Source organism: Burkholderia cepacia GG4 (assembly GCF_000292915.1).
GTDB lineage: Bacteria > Pseudomonadota > Gammaproteobacteria > Burkholderiales > Burkholderiaceae > Burkholderia > Burkholderia cepacia_D.
In genome coordinates this window covers 719,520-734,564 of the sequence record NC_018514.1, presented here as the reverse complement: position 1 = coordinate 734,564, position 15,045 = coordinate 719,520, and the positions used below count along the sequence as shown (strand labels likewise).

The following is a 15,045-nucleotide window of genomic DNA, read 5'->3' as shown; positions in this document are numbered from 1 at the left end:
CGTTGTCCGGCACACGGCCCGCATGATCGCGGGTGCATTGACCTTTCTGCTCGCATCCGCCGCATTCGCGACCGACGCGGCTGCGGCGGCCCTCTATGCATTCGGGCAGGCAACGGTTTCGAGCCCGTCGAACGCGACGCCCGGAACGGTCGTCGCCCGTCAATACTTCACACCGCAGGAAGTTTGCGGCGCAAGCACCTGCCAGATCACGAACATCCTGATGTACTCGAAGGGCAGCGTGTGGGGTAGCACCGACGGCCCCGACCTCGAAACCAACGTGTCCGGTCTGTCGACGCGGATACTGATCGACGGCAAGGTGGCCGTCTCGACGACGAAAGGAACACTGAGCAATACGCTTGAGGTACAGTTGTTTCGCGACAGCCGTCAGCCGCGGGACGGTTCGCTCAATTCAGGCTCCTTCAACGGGTATTTCCTCGTCAATTACAAGTCCGGCATCTTGGGTCAAACCTCAACGGTCTTCCTCGACGCGAAAGTCAGCTTCATCAACGGAACGTGCTCGATTCCCGACCAGAACGTCACGCTGCCGCCCGTGCAGCAACGCGACTTCAACGGCGTGGGTTCGACCGCCGGTGCGACCGATTTCCAGGTCCAGCTCAACAACTGCCCGGCCGGCTACAACCGGATCGGCTACCAGTTGGCCCCGCTGGACGACGTGGTCGTCGGCACGCCCGGCGGGATGCAGTTGCGTCCGGATGCCACGGCCAGCGGCGTCGGCATCCATATCGCCGATGCCGCGACCGGTCAGCCGCTGACACTGCGAAAATCGCACACGGTGACGAACTACAACCGGGCCACCGGCGGATCGCCATCGATTCCGCTCCGCGCGTCCTACCTGCAAACGGGTGCGAAGATCGGCGGCGGTTCCGTTCATGCCGCGGCGCAGGTCTTGCTCGACTATCAATGAACGGCATGCGTTACCGGCGACGCCGACATCCGCGCGACACGGCGCCGCGCGATACTCGGCTCGCCGCCACCGGGAACCTCGGTGCGCCACACGAGTCCATTCCCTTTCGTCAACAGCTCAACAGCTATAGGGAGGCGTTCATGCTGCAATTCATCGAAACCCTGGTGGTCGGGCTCATCGTCGGCCTCCTCGCGCGCGCGCTCAAGCCCGGCGACGACAAGATGGGCATCCTGATGACCATCGTGCTCGGCGTCGTCGGCTCGCTCGTCGCGGGTTACGTCGGCCGTGCCGCCGGCTGGTATGGACCGGGCCAGGGCGCCGGCTGGATCGCGTCGATCATCGGTGCGATCGTGCTGCTCGTGATCGTCGGCGCCGTGCGCAAACGCGCGGGCTGACCGCCGCATCACCCGCTTCAATGCAACACAGCCGCTCGTCACGAGCGGCTGTTTTCTTTTGGCGCACCGCGATGCGCGGGATCGCCAACTCGTTGAGTCCTCAACGAATCACCTGCAAACGCCGCATCCATTGACGCCCCCTTCCGCGAGCTTACGCCACCGGCAATACCCTGACTTGCGGCTCCACAAAATTGAGATAAATTGATTGGAGGAATACGGCGCCATTTGATGATTGCCGCTATTTCCGGATTTTCATTCAAGAGGTTCGATGAAGTTGCCGTTTACGCATACAGCACCGCAGCGTTGACGGACTGCCACTCGAGCGGCCCCGCTGCGACGCGCTTCCTCTCTGGAGCCTGTCATGAAGCATCGCCTGTTTGCCGCCTCGTTTGCCCTGGCTGCCTCGCTTCTGGCCTCGTCCTCTGCATTTGCCGCCGGCACGTCCGGCGTCATTCACTTCACCGGCATGATCGTCGAGCCGCCGTGCTCGTTCGCGCTCGATACGACCGACGCCGCGCATGCGCACGTGCGTCCCGACTGCCCGCGCCCGGCCCGCGGGCAAGTCGCATTCGTCGACGCGGCCAGCCTGCGCACGATCAAGACCACCACCTTTACGCAGGCCTCGCGCGCAATCGTTTTACCGGACGGCGCGGGCAACGCGCATGCGCCGATGATCGCCGTCGTAACCTACCAGTAGAGCCCGCCGCCGGAAATGCCGCGCGTCAGTCGCGATGGCAGGCGATCCAGTCGCTGAACGCGCGGATCTTCTGCTGGCTGCCGATGTTCTCGGGATAGACGAAGAAATAGCGGGCGCCGGTCTCGAGCACGATGTCGAACGGCCGTTCGAGCCGGCGCGCGCTGACGTCGTCGTCGACGAGCGTCACGTCGCCGATGGCGACGCCGAAGCCCTGCATGGCCGCGTTCGTCGCGAGATCGAGCGTGTCGAAGGTCGGCCCGCGCTCCGCATCGACGGCGCGCTCGCCCGCGTGGTCGAGCCACGCGCGCCAGTCGCGATGGTCGCGCGTGGGATGCAGCAGCGTATGGCGCGCGAGATCGCCGACCGCATCGAGCGGTGCGGCCTGCCGCAGCTCGGGTGCGCACACCGGCGTCAGCCGTTCGTCGAACAGCGGCAGCGCGAACACGCCTGCGCCCGGCGACGTGCCGTAGACGATCGCCGCATCGAACGGCTCGGTCGAGAAATCGACGACGTGCTGCCATGCGGTCGTGATCTGCACATGGAGATCGGGGTGCTCGCCCTGGAAACGCATGATGCGCGGCAGCATCCAGCGCATCACGCAGGTCGGCACCTTCAGCGCGAGATCGGTGCGCTGCCGCGTGAGCTTCATCGAGATGTCCTCGATCCGCGCGAAACTCTCGTTGACGACCGGCAGCAATTGCTCGCCCTCCGCCGTCAGCGTGAGGCCCTTCGCGTGCCGCTTGAACAACGGGAAACCGTAATGCGCCTCGAGCGTCTGGATCTGCCGGCTCACCGCGCCCTGCGTGAGGCACAGCTGTTCGGCAGCGCGCGTGAAGCTGCGGTGGCGAGCCACCGTCGAGAAGATCTGCAGCGCGTGCAGGGGCGGAAGTCGGCGCATGACGAGGCGGGTAAACGGAACGACCGCGCCGAACGACGGCGCGGCAAGACCGCGCGCCGACACCGGCGCGCGCTGACCGACACGATAAGCCAAACGCCGGCTTTGCGCGAGGTGCGCCGCTCGCTCAGGCCGTCGCGACGAGCGCACCCGTCGCGATATGCGCCGCCGACGCGACGACGTCCGCGCGGGCCGCCGCGTCGGCACTCGGCTGCGTGAACGACACCGCCAGCACGATCGGCGCGCGCGACGGCGGCCACAGCACCGCGACGTCGGTCGTCGTACCGTAGCCTCCGGCGCCGGTTTTGTCGGCGACACGCCAGCCGGGCGGCACGCCGGCCGCGATCCCGGTCGCGCCGCGCGCGCCGCCGGTCATCCATTCCGTCAGCTGCGCACGCTGCGGTTCGCGTAGCGTGTCGCCGAGCAGCAGCCGCTGCAGCGTGTCGACCATCGCGACCGGCGTCGACGTATCGCGCAGGTCGCCGGGTGCGGCCTGGTTCAGTTCGGGTTCCCAGCGATCGAGGCGGAACGCGGGGTCGCCGCTCTCGTGCGCGAACGACGTGACGGCCTGCGGGCCGCCGAGCACGCCCATCAGCAGGTTCCCCGCGCCCTTGTCGTTCGACTGCAGCAGCGCCATGCAAAGCTGCGCGATCGTCATGCCCGTGTCGACATGGCTTTCCGTCACCGGCGAGCCCGCCACGACTTCATAGCGACGATACAGGATGCGGCGCGGCAGCAGCGAAGCGTCGAGCGAACCGCGCGCGAGTATCGCGGCGGCGGCGACGACCGCATAGGTGCCGCACAGCGGGAAGCGCTCGCGCGCATGATGCGCGATGCGCGTGCCGTTCGACGTATCGAGCGCGGCGACGCCGAGCCGGCCGTTCGACGCTTTTTCGAGTGCGGCGAGTTCGGCTTGGGCGGCACGGGCGCGCGCCTGGTCGGCGACGGGTGCCGACGAGCACGCGGCAACGAACGGCGCGGCGACGGCGGCGAGCAACAGCGAACGGCGTGTCGGAGAGTAATCCATGGATGAAGGGTGTTCTGTCGGAAGCGGTGGCACGGAGCAACGCACGCGCGCAGCGTCGATGCGCGCGCGTTCACGCCGACGGCCGGCTCGCGACGGCATTCACCGCGCATCCCCGAAAGACGTCCGTCGGCCCCGCAGTCGGCGGGACTCGCATGAACAGACCCTAGCGTAGCAGCGACCGCGGCCGCGTTCCAGCGACGCGGCCTGCTTCAGCCTTGCGACGAAGGCAGGTACGGTATCGGATTGACGGGCTTGCCGTCGCGCCGCACTTCGAACAGCAGCGCGACGCGCGCGTTGTCGAGGTCGCCCATCTCGGCGATCTCGTCGCCCTGGCGCACGATGTCGCCCGTCTTCACGAGCAGCTTGCGGTTGTGCGCATAAGCGGTCAGGAAATCCGCGTTGTGCTGGACGATGATCAGGCTGCCGTAATCGTTCAGGCCCGTGCCCGCGTACATCACGCGGCCAGCGGCCGCCGCGCGGACCGGGTCGCCCGGCCGGCCGGCGATCTGGATGCCGCGGTTCTGCCCCGGCCGGAACGCATCGACGATCCTGCCCTGCGCGGGCCAGGTGAGCGACACCCCGCCCGCATGCCGCTTGGTTTCCTTCACGACCTGCCGGTCGCTTGCCGTCGATGCGCTCGCCTGCGTGGCACCTGTCGCCGTGCTCGCGGCAGCCGGCGCGCCAACCGTCGCGCCCGGCGCCTGCAACGGTTGCTGCCGGACGATGCGCAGCACCTGCCCCATGCGCAGCTTGCCGCGCGCATCGAACTTGTTCCAGGTGCGCAGATCGGCGACGCTGCAGTCGTTCGCGGACGCGATGCCCAAGAGCGTGTCGCCGCGCTTCACGACGTAATTCTGCGCGACGAAAATCGGCGCCGGCGGTACGGCGGACGTGGCGGCCGACGACGCGTCGGGGCGGCCCGACGGCGATCCCGCCAGCGTGTCGCTCGGCGGAACGGACTGCGTGCTGGCACAACCGGCCATGACGAGCACGGCGGCCAGGCCCGATAGCCGCGCCGCGTTGCGGCAAATCTCGTGCTGTTTCATGGACGATCGACTCCGGTTTGACAATCTTTCAAGCATCTCAAAAACGGAACGGCACACGTGTAACCGGATGCAAACAATGATGACAAACCATCACGAACCGGACGCCGGCGCACATTTGCTACCGGTAAAACGGCCGAATTCGGAAAAACTTGACGGTTCCCGCCGCCTGAAGCGGAAGAAATTTCACCTCCTGGCGATATTTCGAATAGCTTTCAATGAGCGCGAGACCAACGCGCGCCCGGCGCCGGCCACCCGCTCAACGCAGCCAGTCGACCAGCTCCGCGCAGGCCCATGCGATGCCGATGCACAGGAACAGCAGATGCAGCGCGATCTTGAACGACACACCCCACGACGAATCGACCCGCATGACCGTCTCCCCCGGTTGATATGCGGCCATGATCCGGCATCGATCCCGCCCCGAAAATGCGGAAGCGGCGAACGGGGCCTCAGGCTGCGCCTGAGACCGGCGCGGCGGTTCCTGCTAACTTATCCGCCATTCCAACCTTCACGCGCCGCGCCCCAACCATGCGTTTCGACCTGACCGACCTGCGGCTCTTCCTGAACATCTGCGAGGCCGGCACGATCACGAGCGGCGCCGAGCGGACCCACATCACGCTGCAGGCCGCGAGCGAGCGCATTCGCGGGATGGAGGACGAACTCGGCGTGCCGCTGCTGCACCGGACCAAGTCGGGCGCGCAGGTGACTGACGCCGGCCGTGCGCTCGAGCACCATGCGCGCACCGTGCTGCAGCAGATCGACCACATGCGTGGCGAGTTGCAGCAATACGGGCAGGGATTGCGCGGGCATATCCGGCTGCTGTGCAACACGGCATCGCTGAGCGAATACTTGCCGGACGCGCTGGCCGCCTACCTGCCGCATCACCCTAAACTGTCGATCAGCGTCGAGGAACGCTCGAGCCAGGAGATCGTGCATGCGATCCGCAACAAGACGGCCGAGGTCGGCATCGTCGCGGATTCGGTCGGGCTCGGCGGGCTCGAACAGAAGCCGTTCCGCGAGGACTGGCTGATCGTGGTGGTGCCGGCCGGGCATCCGCTCGCTGCGCGCGGCCAGGTCACGTTCGACGAGATCGCCGATGCGGACTTCATCGGGCTCACCGACGGCAGCGCGCTGCAGGTCCATCTCGCCGACCAGGCGCGCGCACTCGGCAAGCGAATCCGCTACCGTGTGCAGTTGAAGAGTTTCGATGCGATCTGCCGCGTGATCGAAAGCGGCGTGGGGATCGGCATCGTGTCGCGCCACGCAGCCGAGCGGGCGATGCAGACGATGGACGTGCGGCTGGTCGAGCTGTCCGACGCGTGGAGCCACCGGAAGCTGACGCTCTGCGCGCGGTCGTTCGATGCGCTGCCGAAATACACGCAGGCGTTCGTGTCGTACCTGTCCGGCGAGTCACCGCCGCTTTGAACGGAATGCACGAGGAGGCACCGCAGCCATGACCGAACCCGATCTCGCCGTGCGCTACCGCGCATACATCGACTGCCTGAACCGGCGGGACTGGCCGGCGCTCGGCGAATACGTCGCCGACAACGTGATCCACAACGATCGGCCGCTCGGGCTGGCTGGTTACCGCGCGATGCTGGAGCAGGATTTCCGCGACATCCCGGATCTCCGTTTCGACATCCGGCTGCTCGCGTGCGAACCGCCGCGCGTCGCGTGCCGGCTTCGCTTCGCATGTTCGCCGAAAGGCAGGTTCATGGGGCTCGCCGTCGACGGCACGCGCGTCACGTTCGCCGAGAACGTGTTCTACGAATTTCACGACGGCAAGATCCGCCAGGTCTGGTCGGTGATCGACAAGGCCGCGATCGAAGCGCAGCTTTGACGATGCGGGCCGCCGCGCCGCTCACCGAAGCCCGGACGCGGCCATGTACGCGCCCAGCGCGATCATCCCGACGAAGAAGCAGCGCTTGAACGCCTGCTCGCTCATCACACGCCGCGCATACTGGCCGCCCGCCATGCCCGCGAGCGCCGGCACCAGCGCCAGCGCCGACACGCCGAGATCGACCGTCTGCAGCGCGCCCGTCACGCGCAACTGCAGGCCGAGCGCGATCGTCGACGCGGTAAACGACAGCCCGAGCGCCTGGATCAGGTCGTCCTTCGACAGCCGCAGCGCCTGCAGGTACGGCACGGCCGGCACGACGAACACGCCGGTCGCGGCCGTCACGACGCCCGTCAGGTAGCCGACCGCGGCCGACAGCCACGGTTCGTGACGCCCCGGCGCGGGCAGCCGGGCGGCGGCGAGCCCCCAGCACCCGTACGCGACCAGCACGACGCCGAGCGCCGCGTGCGTCCATGCGCTGCCGGCCGCAAGCGCGGGCAGCCCGCCCGTCAGCGTGCCGATCGCGAGACCGGCGAGCAGCGGCCACAGGCGTCGCAGCAGCGGCCCGAACGACGGGCCGAGCCACAATTGCCATACATTGGTCATGAACGACGGCACGAGCAGCAGGCTCGCGGCGGCCGACGGCGGCATCGCGAGCGTCAGCAGCCCCATCGCGATCGTCGGCAGCCCGAGGCCGATCATCCCCTTGACCGCACCGGCCAGCAGAAAGACCAGCACGATGATCGTCAGCGTATGAATTTGCATGGCGGGCGTTCCGTCCGGTTGAGTACGGCGCCGATGGTGAACCACCGCCACGCCGCCCGCCATCTGGTTTTGCCTGAGGCTGGCTAGGGCCCGCCCGGCGGGGCCCGTCGCCCTGTCACCCCGCGATGCCCGCGATGCCCGCCGTTCAGGCCCCGTGCGCCGGCCCGCGTCCCTGCTCGCTGTCGAGGTGCGCCATCTGTGCGGCGGGATAACGTTCACCGGCAGCCGCCCCGGCGGGAACCGCCGCTTCGATGTGAGCGAGATCATCGACCGTTAGTTGCAATTTAGACGCCTGAAGCGCGTCCTGGAGTTGCGTGCGCTTGCGTGCGCCGATCAGCGGCACGATGTCGTCGCCGCGCGACAGCGCCCACGCAATCGCAATCTGCGCCGGATTGCTGCCCTTCTCGTCGGCGATCGCGCGCAGCGCGTCGACCAGCGCGAGGTTGTGCGCGAGGTTCTCGCCCTGGAAGCGCGGGCTGGCTGCGCGGAAATCGCGCTCGCCCTGCCGTGCCGCGCTCCAGCCGCCGCCGAGCAGCCCGCGCGACAGCACGCCGTAGGCCGTCACACCGATCCCGAGTTCGCGGCACACGGGCAGGATGTCCGCCTCGATCCCGCGCGACAGCAGCGAGTACTCGATCTGCAAATCCGCGATCGGCGCGACGGCCGCCGCGCGGCGGATCGTGTCGGCACCGACCTCCGACAGGCCGATCTGGCGCACGTAGCCGGCCTTCACCAGATCGGCGATCGCACCGACCGTCTCCTCGATCGGCACCGCCGGATCGACCCGCGCCGGCCGGTAGATGTCGATGTGGTCGGTGCCGAGCCGCTTCAGCGAATAGGCGACGAAGTTGCGGATCGCCGCCGGCCGTGCGTCATAGCCGACGAACGCGCCGGCCGGGTCGCGCAGCGCGCCGAACTTCACGCTGATCAGCACCTGGTCGCGCGTCCGGCCGCGCAGCGCGTCGCGGATCAGCATCTCGTTGTCGCCCATCCCGTAGAAGTCGCCCGTATCGAGCAGCGTGATCCCGTGGTCGAGCGCCGCGTGCAGCGTCGCGATGCTTTCGTCGCGATCCGCCGGCCCGTAGAGATCCGACATCCCCATGCAGCCAAGCCCGATCGCCGAAACCTGCGGGCCCGTGCGGCCCAGTTGACGCGTGTCCATGTCCGTTTCCTTGCGGTGGTGAGTGAATGAAGCGGATTCTGCACGCATTGCGGCGCACGATAAACGCGAAACGCCCAACCAAATCATTCGACGCTGATTAACAATGGAGCCTGTTCCAATCCACCAACGCCCCGCATGGATCATCTGCATGCAATGCGCATCTTTGCGCGCGTCGCCCACCTCGGCAGTTTCACGAAAGCGGCCGAGCAGTTGCAATTGCCGCGCCCGACGGTCAGCAATGCCGTCCAGTATCTGGAGAAACACCTGAAGGTGCGCCTGCTGCAGCGGACCACGCGGCGAGTCGCGCTGACCGCGGAAGGCGCGACCTACTACGAGCGCTGCATGCGGCTGCTGGCAGATCTCGACGATGCGGAGACGCTGTTCGACGCCGCCGGTGCGTCGCCGCGCGGCCTGATTCGCATCGATCTGCCCGAGCGCTTCGCGCTGAACAAGGTGATTCCTGCGCTGCCGGATTTCCACGCGCGATATCCCGACCTGCGCGTCGTGCTCAGCACGACCGACCGCTTCGTCGATCTCGTCGCCGACGGGATCGACTGCGCGGTACGGGTCGGCGTGCTGTCCGACACGTCGCTGGTCGCGCGGCGCGTCGGCGAGATGGCGCAGATCAACTGCGCGTCGCCCGCGTATCTCGCGCGGCACGGCACACCGCGCTCGCCGGACGACTTGCCCGACCACGTCGCGGTCGGCTATTTCTCGAGCCGCACGGGCCGCGAACTCGACTGGGAATATACGGACATGGATACGGGCGCGCTGCAAACGATCAGGATGCGCAGCGTGGTCGCGGTGAACAGCTCGCAGGCGTATCTCGCGTGCTGCATCGCCGGCCTCGGCCTGATCCAGGCACCGCGCGACGGGCTCGCGCCGCTGCTCGAAGACGGCTCGCTGGTGGAGGTGCTGCCGGAATGGCATGCCGCGCCGCTGCCGGTGTCGGTCGTGTTTCCGAACGGCCGGCACCTGGCACCGCGCGTGCGGATCTTCGTCGACTGGCTCGCGCACACGCTCGGCGACGCGCACCGGGTGGCGTGACGGCGGCCGGCGCCGGAGCAAGCGGGCCCCGGCACGCCCGATCAGATCATCAGAACTTGTGGCGGATCGCGGCGCGCACCGCGAACTGGTTCGACGACGACGACGGGCCATCCGTCCCGACCACGTAGCCGCCGTCCGCCGCGGTGCCCGTCTTGTCGCCACCGACCTTCTGCCATGCGCCCTGCAGGTAGACGTCGGTGCGCTTGGACAGGCTGTAGTCGGCCATCAGCCCGACCGTGTGGTATTTCGGCTTGATCGAGCCGGCCGCGCCGTCGAACTTGCCGTCGGTGTACACGTACTGCGCGCCGAGATAGAAATCGGGTGTGAGCTGGTACTTGCCGTTGATCTCGAAGTTCTGGAACTTGGTCGCGGTCAAGCCGAGGCCCGAGAATGTCGACGCCGGCAGGTAGACGGTCGACACCGGGTTCTTCACGTCCGTCTTCGTATAGACGAAGCCGACCGTCGCCGGGCCGAACGTGTAGTTGACGCCGCCGCCGAAGATGCGCAGGCGGTCGGCGATGAAGTTCGCGTCGTCGGCCGCGATCGCGCCCGCGCTGCCGACGCCCGGGCTGTTCGCCTGCAGATATGCGGCCGCGACCTGCAGCCCGGCCAGCGAATACTGCGCGCCGATGCTGTACTGGCGGTTGGTCGAGAAGCCCGTGCCGTTGCTGAAGCTGTAGGTGCCGCCGAACGACAGCCCGTTCCAGTCGGGGCTCGCGTACTTGACCGTGTTGTTGACGCGGAACGAGTTGTCGGTGTTGTCGTTGTCGAACGGGTGCGAGAACAGCGTGCCGCCCCAGTTGCCGTTCGCGGTCAGCGGCGCGAGATAGTCGACGACGGAATCGTACTGGCGGCCGAAAGTCAGCGTGCCGAATCGCGACGCGCTCAGGCCGACGAACGCCTGGCGGCCGAACATCCGGCCGCCCTGGTTGAACCGGCCGTTGTTCACGTCGAAGCCGTTTTCCAGCGTGAAGATCGCCTTCAGCCCGCCGCCCAGATCCTCGCTACCCTTCAGACCCCAGCGGCTGCCCTGCGCATAGCCGCTTGCGAGCTGGTAATTCGCTTTTCCGACCCCGTTCACGTTCACGTTGTTCGTGTAGTTGAAGCCCTCGTCGATCAGGCCGTACAGCGTCACGCTGTCCTGCGCGAAGGCCGGCGCGGCGAAGGCTGCCAGCGCGGCGGCAAAAATGACGTGCTTCTTCATGACGGATCTCCGGAGCCGGGGTCGGGCAGGCCTTTCGCCCGACGATTGTTTGGTCTGTTATATGAGTGGCCCGCAGGGCGGACTGCGCGGTGTGCGGCCGCGCCGACAAAATGGTGTCACGTCGCAAACCGCCCGTCTATCGAGGCGTGGGAGCGGCGCACAAAGCGTTGCGCTCGTCCAACTGGCCCCGTTCGTCCGATTGCCTGACCAGGCTTATCGGCAGCCGCGAGCCGGCCCGCCATCCGCGTAAACCCGGGCGGCGTCGCATCGGTGGCACAATGCGCATCCGTTCGTCATTTTTTCACGAAGTCATGCTTCACCCCGATTCACGCGCGGCAGGTGCCGGCCGCGCACGCGGCGCGCGCCAGGAGGCGGCCCGATGACCGCCGCCGCCCGGGCCGGCCGCTACGCCGAGCTCGATTTCTTCCGCGGCCTCGTGCTGCTCGTGATCGTCGTCGACCACATCGGCGGCAGCATCCTGTCGCGCGTGACGCTGCATGCGTACGCGCTGTGCGACGCGGCCGAGGTGTTCGTGTTCCTCGGCGGCTTCGCGACCGCCATCGCATACAACTCGCTCGCCGAGCGGCACGACGAGGCCGCCGCGCGCCAGCGCTTCATCCGCCGTGCGTTCGAGATCTACCGCGCATTCCTTGTGACGGCCGGCCTAATGCTGCTGATCACGGCCGTGCTGAACGCGTTCTCGATCGACGGTCCGAACATGCCGACCAACGATCTCGACGGCCTGCTCCACAAGCCGCTCGCCGCGCTGCGCGATATCCTGCTGTTCCGCCGCCAGCCGTATCTGGCGTCGGTGCTGCCGATGTACGCGTTCTTCGCGCTGCTCGTCCCGCTCGCGCTGCCGCTTGCGCGCACGCAGCCGTGGCTGATGCTCGCGTTCAGCGGCTCGCTCTGGTACGCGGCGCCGCACGTCGCGCGCTTCCTGCCGACCGTCGAAGGCGCGCCGTGGGACTTCAACCCGTTCGCGTGGCAGTTCCTGTTCGTGCTCGGCGTGATCGCGCGCTGCCAGCCCGTCTACCAGACGCTCGCGCCGAAGCCGCAGGGCTGGCTGCTGACGGCCGCGGCGCTCGCGATCGTCGCGGCCGGCGCGTACTACCGGCTGCGCATCGAGCCGTTCCCGACCGATCCGTCGATCAAGCAGAACCTCGGCGCGCTGCGGCTCGCGAACTTCCTCGCGATCGCGTGGCTCGCGGCCAAGCTCGTGCACCTCGGGTGGATGAAGAAGGTCGCGCACGCGATGCCGTGGATCGGCACGATCGGCCGCCAGGGGCTGCTGTGCTTCGTGGCCGGCACCGGCATCTCGCTCGCGGTCGATTCGCTGCTTTACCAGGCGACCGAAGGCTATATCGACGTGCCGCTCGGCCTGACCGCCGACGTCGTCGCGATGGGCCTGCTGTATCTCGTCGCCAAGCTGTATGCGCCGCTCATGTCGCGGCTGCCGTTCCGTTCGCGGCGATGACGCGCCGCGCCGTCATGCGCCGCTGCTACGATAGCGTGCGCCTTTCCTGAAACGATTCGCCATGCGCCGACTCGCCCTTCCGTTCGCCGTCGCCCTGATCGCCGGCTCCCTCGCCACCGCCCACGCCACGCCGGGCGCATCGCCGGTTTCGCCGACGGCGACCGCGCTCGTCCCGCCCGCCACGGTCGCGCCGGCCGCCCAGGAGGCGCCGGTCAATCCGGGCAGCAGCATCGTGCTGCGCTCGTTCCGTTCGGCGTCCCTCAAGCGCGACTGGTCATACACGGTGTACATGCCGCCCGGCTACAACCCGGAAGGCGCGCGCTATCCGGTGATGTACCTGCTGCACGGCAATGCCGGCAACGCGAACGACTGGATCACGCAGGGCCGGCTGCAGGCCACCGCCGACACACTGATCGAGCGCCACGAGATCCCGCCCGTCGTGATCGTGATGCCGCAAGGCGGCACCGACTGGTACGTCGATCGCAAGGAGAAGATGCAGAGCGCGTTCCTCAACGACCTGCTGCCGGAAGTCGAAGCGCACTTCGCGGTGTCGAACCAGCGCGCGGGACGCGCGATCGGCGGTGTGTCGATGGGCGGCTTCGGCGCGCTGCGCTTCTCGCTGCTCGAACCGGGCCTGTTCTGCGGCGCGATGCTGCTGAGCCCCGCGATCTACGCGAACGAGCCGCCGCTGAATTCCGCTGCGCGCTATGTCGGCGTGTTCGGCGACCGGCAGTTCGACTCGCGCGTGTGGCACGAGCTCAACTACCCGACGCTGATGCGCGGTTATTTCGCGCGAAGCTGGCGCGTGCCGATGTTCATCGCGGCCGGCGACGACGACCTGACGATCCAGGCGGAATCGAGCGTGCTGTACACGCAGTTGCGCCGCGCGCAGAACCCCGCGGAGCTACGCATCGTCGACGGCGGACATACGTGGGACGTGTGGCGCGGGGTGCTCGGGCAGGGGTTGAAGTACGCGCTGGAGTGCGTGAAGTGACGAAGCCGGATCACGCGTCAGGCGACCGCTTGCCGGCGGCCTGACGCCTCATCCGCCGTCGCAGCCTGCGGCTGCCCGGCCGGATCGCGCGCGATTCAGTTCCACGCATGGCGCGCCGGCCGCACCCCATTCAGGTAGTAGTTGCCGACGAGGTGGTACTTCCACCGCACCGGATCGTGCAGCGTATGCGTGCGCGCATTGCGCCAGTGCCGGTCGAGATTGTGTTCGGCGAGCGTCGACTGCGTGCCGGCCAGCTCGAACAGCTTCTCGCCCGCGAGCAGCGCGATCTCGGTCGTCAGCACCTTCGCTTCGCCGACCGCGACCGATGCGCGCGCGACATCGTCGTCGGTCACCGTGCCGCGTGCGCCGATCTCGTCGAGCGTGCGCGCCGCGCGTTCGAGCAGCGCTTCCGCCGCATGCAGCCCGATATGCAGACGACCGATCTCGCGGACGATCAACGGATCGTCGGCCGCCCGCTCCACGCCGCTGTCGACCCACGGCCGCGTGCGGGTGCGCACGAACGCCTCGGTATCGGCGATCGCGGCCTTCGCGATGCCGGCATCGATCGCCGCCTGAATGATCTGCGACAGCGGACCGTTGAGCGTCGGCTCGTCCGATACGCGCTGCGCGTTCAGCACATGCGAAGCCGGCACGCGCACGCCGTCGAGCACCACCGTGCCGCTCGCGGTCGTGCGCTGCCCGAAGCCCGACCAGTCGTCGATCACGGTCAGCCCCGGCGTCGGCTGCGGGACATAGGCGAGCCACGCGCGTTGCGCATCGTCGAGGCCGAGCACCGGCACGTAGTGCGCGAACAGCGCGCCGGTCGAATAGAACTTCGTGCCGTCGACGACATACTCGTCGCCATCGCGGCGCACGCGCGTCTTCAGGTCGAGCACGTGCTTCGTGCCCTTCTCCGAAAAGCCGTTGCCGAAGCGCTTGCCGCTCAGGATTTCCGCGAAGAAATGGCGCTTCTGCGCGTCGGTACCGGTCAGCGTGATCACGTCGACCAGCCCGAAGTGGTTCTGCGGCAACTGCCCGAGCGACGCATCGGCCGCCGCGACGATCTTGATCACCTCGGTGAGCGTCACATGCGATACACCCGCGCCGCCGTAGGCCTTCGGCACCGTGATCGCCCACAGCCCCGACTGCGAGAACCATTCGATCTCGTCGTGCGGCAGCCGACGCTCCCGATCCCGCTCGGCCGCCCCTTCCGCGAGCCGCTGCGCGAGCGTATGCGCGACCGCGATCGCCTGTGTGTCGTCGGCGATCACGCGGGCCACCTGCGGTTTCACATCGGCCTGCCGTTCCTGAATCGTGGCGCTCGTATCGGACATCGGGCTCTCCTGTCGAATGACGAAAGCATTCAATCTAGCAGTGCGTCGCGGGCCGGCAAACCGAGCGATTCTCGTAACGATATTCCTTCGGATAACAAACGACATTGCCCAGAACAGCGTTCGATCCCGCGCTTCGACGCCGCAATCGCTGCCCAGGCGTCGACACGGCGCGTGCCGATCCGCGTAATACGCAGCGACGATAACGATCTGCGAATCCGTTATTGGAACGCTCGCGCCGCGCTT

The 15,045-nt window shown here is 67.7% G+C and carries 15 protein-coding genes; 8 read left to right on the top strand and 7 right to left on the bottom strand.

Annotated elements, in window-relative coordinates; translation table 11 throughout:
* Positions 1 to 37: 37 nt before the first annotated feature.
* The 3 genes from GEM_RS19125 (at position 38) to GEM_RS19115 (ending at position 2,017) form a co-directional block, all read left to right on the top strand.
* On the top strand, positions 38 to 925 hold the full coding sequence (locus GEM_RS19125; RefSeq protein WP_272148439.1) for a fimbrial protein: 888 nt from the start codon (positions 38 to 40) through the stop codon (positions 923 to 925).
* A 140-nt stretch (positions 926 to 1,065) separates the two neighbouring features.
* Positions 1,066 to 1,320: a GlsB/YeaQ/YmgE family stress response membrane protein gene (locus tag GEM_RS19120; protein WP_014899021.1), complete on the top strand. Its 255-nt coding sequence runs from the start codon at positions 1,066 to 1,068 to the stop codon at positions 1,318 to 1,320.
* Between the two features lie 361 nt (positions 1,321 to 1,681).
* Positions 1,682 to 2,017 (top strand): hypothetical protein, encoded by a 336-nt coding sequence (locus tag GEM_RS19115; protein ID WP_014899020.1) that lies wholly within the window; start codon positions 1,682 to 1,684, stop codon positions 2,015 to 2,017.
* Between the two features lie 25 nt (positions 2,018 to 2,042).
* Here the strand turns inward: GEM_RS19115 and GEM_RS19110 are convergent, their stop codons facing one another.
* The 3 genes from GEM_RS19110 to GEM_RS19100 form a co-directional block, all read right to left on the bottom strand.
* Positions 2,043 to 2,915, bottom strand: a complete 873-nt coding sequence (locus tag GEM_RS19110; protein ID WP_014899019.1) for a LysR substrate-binding domain-containing protein — start codon at positions 2,913 to 2,915, stop codon at positions 2,043 to 2,045.
* Positions 2,916 to 3,039: 124 nt separating this feature from the next.
* A complete protein-coding gene (gene bla / locus GEM_RS19105) occupies positions 3,040 to 3,939 on the bottom strand; it encodes a class A beta-lactamase (RefSeq protein WP_014899018.1) in 900 nt (299 codons plus the stop codon).
* A gap of 209 nt (positions 3,940 to 4,148) precedes the next feature.
* Positions 4,149 to 4,985: a peptidoglycan DD-metalloendopeptidase family protein gene (locus GEM_RS19100; protein ID WP_014899017.1), complete on the bottom strand. Its 837-nt coding sequence runs from the start codon at positions 4,983 to 4,985 to the stop codon at positions 4,149 to 4,151.
* Between the two features lie 525 nt (positions 4,986 to 5,510).
* Here GEM_RS19100 and GEM_RS19095 point away from each other — a divergent pair.
* Both GEM_RS19095 and GEM_RS19090 read left to right on the top strand, forming a co-directional pair.
* Positions 5,511 to 6,407: a LysR family transcriptional regulator gene (locus tag GEM_RS19095; RefSeq protein ID WP_014899015.1), complete on the top strand. Its 897-nt coding sequence runs from the start codon at positions 5,511 to 5,513 to the stop codon at positions 6,405 to 6,407.
* A gap of 28 nt (positions 6,408 to 6,435) precedes the next feature.
* On the top strand, positions 6,436 to 6,822 hold the full coding sequence (locus GEM_RS19090) for an ester cyclase (protein ID WP_014899014.1): 387 nt from the start codon (positions 6,436 to 6,438) through the stop codon (positions 6,820 to 6,822).
* Between the two features lie 21 nt (positions 6,823 to 6,843).
* Here GEM_RS19090 and GEM_RS19085 read toward each other — a convergent pair whose 3' ends face one another.
* Together GEM_RS19085 and GEM_RS19080 are read right to left on the bottom strand one after the other, a co-directional pair.
* A complete protein-coding gene (locus GEM_RS19085; protein WP_014899013.1) occupies positions 6,844 to 7,584 on the bottom strand; it encodes a sulfite exporter TauE/SafE family protein in 741 nt (246 codons plus the stop codon).
* A gap of 145 nt (positions 7,585 to 7,729) precedes the next feature.
* Positions 7,730 to 8,746 carry an aldo/keto reductase gene (locus GEM_RS19080; protein ID WP_014899012.1) on the bottom strand — a complete coding sequence of 339 codons (1,017 nt, stop codon included), beginning with the start codon at positions 8,744 to 8,746 and terminating at the stop codon, positions 7,730 to 7,732.
* 135 nt (positions 8,747 to 8,881) lie between these two features.
* On the opposite strand from GEM_RS19080, the gene GEM_RS19075 reads away from it, so the two are divergent.
* Positions 8,882 to 9,793 (top strand): LysR family transcriptional regulator, encoded by a 912-nt coding sequence (locus GEM_RS19075; protein ID WP_014899011.1) that lies wholly within the window; start codon positions 8,882 to 8,884, stop codon positions 9,791 to 9,793.
* A 49-nt stretch (positions 9,794 to 9,842) separates the two neighbouring features.
* Here the strand turns inward: GEM_RS19075 and GEM_RS19070 are convergent, their stop codons facing one another.
* Positions 9,843 to 10,997, bottom strand: a complete 1,155-nt coding sequence (locus GEM_RS19070) for a porin (protein ID WP_014899010.1) — start codon at positions 10,995 to 10,997, stop codon at positions 9,843 to 9,845.
* A 379-nt stretch (positions 10,998 to 11,376) separates the two neighbouring features.
* On the opposite strand from GEM_RS19070, the gene GEM_RS19065 reads away from it, so the two are divergent.
* Positions 11,377 to 12,474 carry an OpgC domain-containing protein gene (locus GEM_RS19065; protein WP_014899009.1) on the top strand — a complete coding sequence of 366 codons (1,098 nt, stop codon included), beginning with the start codon at positions 11,377 to 11,379 and terminating at the stop codon, positions 12,472 to 12,474.
* A gap of 61 nt (positions 12,475 to 12,535) precedes the next feature.
* Positions 12,536 to 13,468, top strand: a complete 933-nt coding sequence (locus tag GEM_RS19060) for an alpha/beta hydrolase (RefSeq protein ID WP_014899008.1) — start codon at positions 12,536 to 12,538, stop codon at positions 13,466 to 13,468.
* Between the two features lie 95 nt (positions 13,469 to 13,563).
* Here GEM_RS19060 and GEM_RS19055 read toward each other — a convergent pair whose 3' ends face one another.
* On the bottom strand, positions 13,564 to 14,802 hold the full coding sequence (locus tag GEM_RS19055; protein ID WP_014899007.1) for an SfnB family sulfur acquisition oxidoreductase: 1,239 nt from the start codon (positions 14,800 to 14,802) through the stop codon (positions 13,564 to 13,566).
* Between the last annotated feature and the right edge of the window lie 243 nt (positions 14,803 to 15,045).

What these genes read in the sequence shown, in the direction of transcription:
- GEM_RS19075 (WP_014899011.1), top strand. Translation starts at nt 8,882, where the DNA reads ATGGATCATCTGCATGCAATGCGCATCTTTGCGCGCGTCGCCCACCTC.
- GEM_RS19085 (WP_014899013.1), bottom strand. Translation starts at nt 7,584, where the DNA reads ATGCAAATTCATACGCTGACGATCATCGTGCTGGTCTTTCTGCTGGCC.
- bla (WP_014899018.1), bottom strand. Translation starts at nt 3,939, where the DNA reads ATGGATTACTCTCCGACACGCCGTTCGCTGTTGCTCGCCGCCGTCGCC.
- GEM_RS19070 (WP_014899010.1), bottom strand. Translation starts at nt 10,997, where the DNA reads ATGAAGAAGCACGTCATTTTTGCCGCCGCGCTGGCAGCCTTCGCCGCG.
- GEM_RS19060 (WP_014899008.1), top strand. Translation starts at nt 12,536, where the DNA reads ATGCGCCGACTCGCCCTTCCGTTCGCCGTCGCCCTGATCGCCGGCTCC.
- GEM_RS19080 (WP_014899012.1), bottom strand. Translation starts at nt 8,746, where the DNA reads ATGGACACGCGTCAACTGGGCCGCACGGGCCCGCAGGTTTCGGCGATC.
- GEM_RS19110 (WP_014899019.1), bottom strand. Translation starts at nt 2,915, where the DNA reads ATGCGCCGACTTCCGCCCCTGCACGCGCTGCAGATCTTCTCGACGGTG.
- GEM_RS19115 (WP_014899020.1), top strand. Translation starts at nt 1,682, where the DNA reads ATGAAGCATCGCCTGTTTGCCGCCTCGTTTGCCCTGGCTGCCTCGCTT.
- GEM_RS19090 (WP_014899014.1), top strand. Translation starts at nt 6,436, where the DNA reads ATGACCGAACCCGATCTCGCCGTGCGCTACCGCGCATACATCGACTGC.
- GEM_RS19100 (WP_014899017.1), bottom strand. Translation starts at nt 4,985, where the DNA reads ATGAAACAGCACGAGATTTGCCGCAACGCGGCGCGGCTATCGGGCCTG.
- GEM_RS19120 (WP_014899021.1), top strand. Translation starts at nt 1,066, where the DNA reads ATGCTGCAATTCATCGAAACCCTGGTGGTCGGGCTCATCGTCGGCCTC.
- GEM_RS19095 (WP_014899015.1), top strand. Translation starts at nt 5,511, where the DNA reads ATGCGTTTCGACCTGACCGACCTGCGGCTCTTCCTGAACATCTGCGAG.
- GEM_RS19065 (WP_014899009.1), top strand. Translation starts at nt 11,377, where the DNA reads ATGACCGCCGCCGCCCGGGCCGGCCGCTACGCCGAGCTCGATTTCTTC.
- GEM_RS19055 (WP_014899007.1), bottom strand. Translation starts at nt 14,802, where the DNA reads ATGTCCGATACGAGCGCCACGATTCAGGAACGGCAGGCCGATGTGAAA.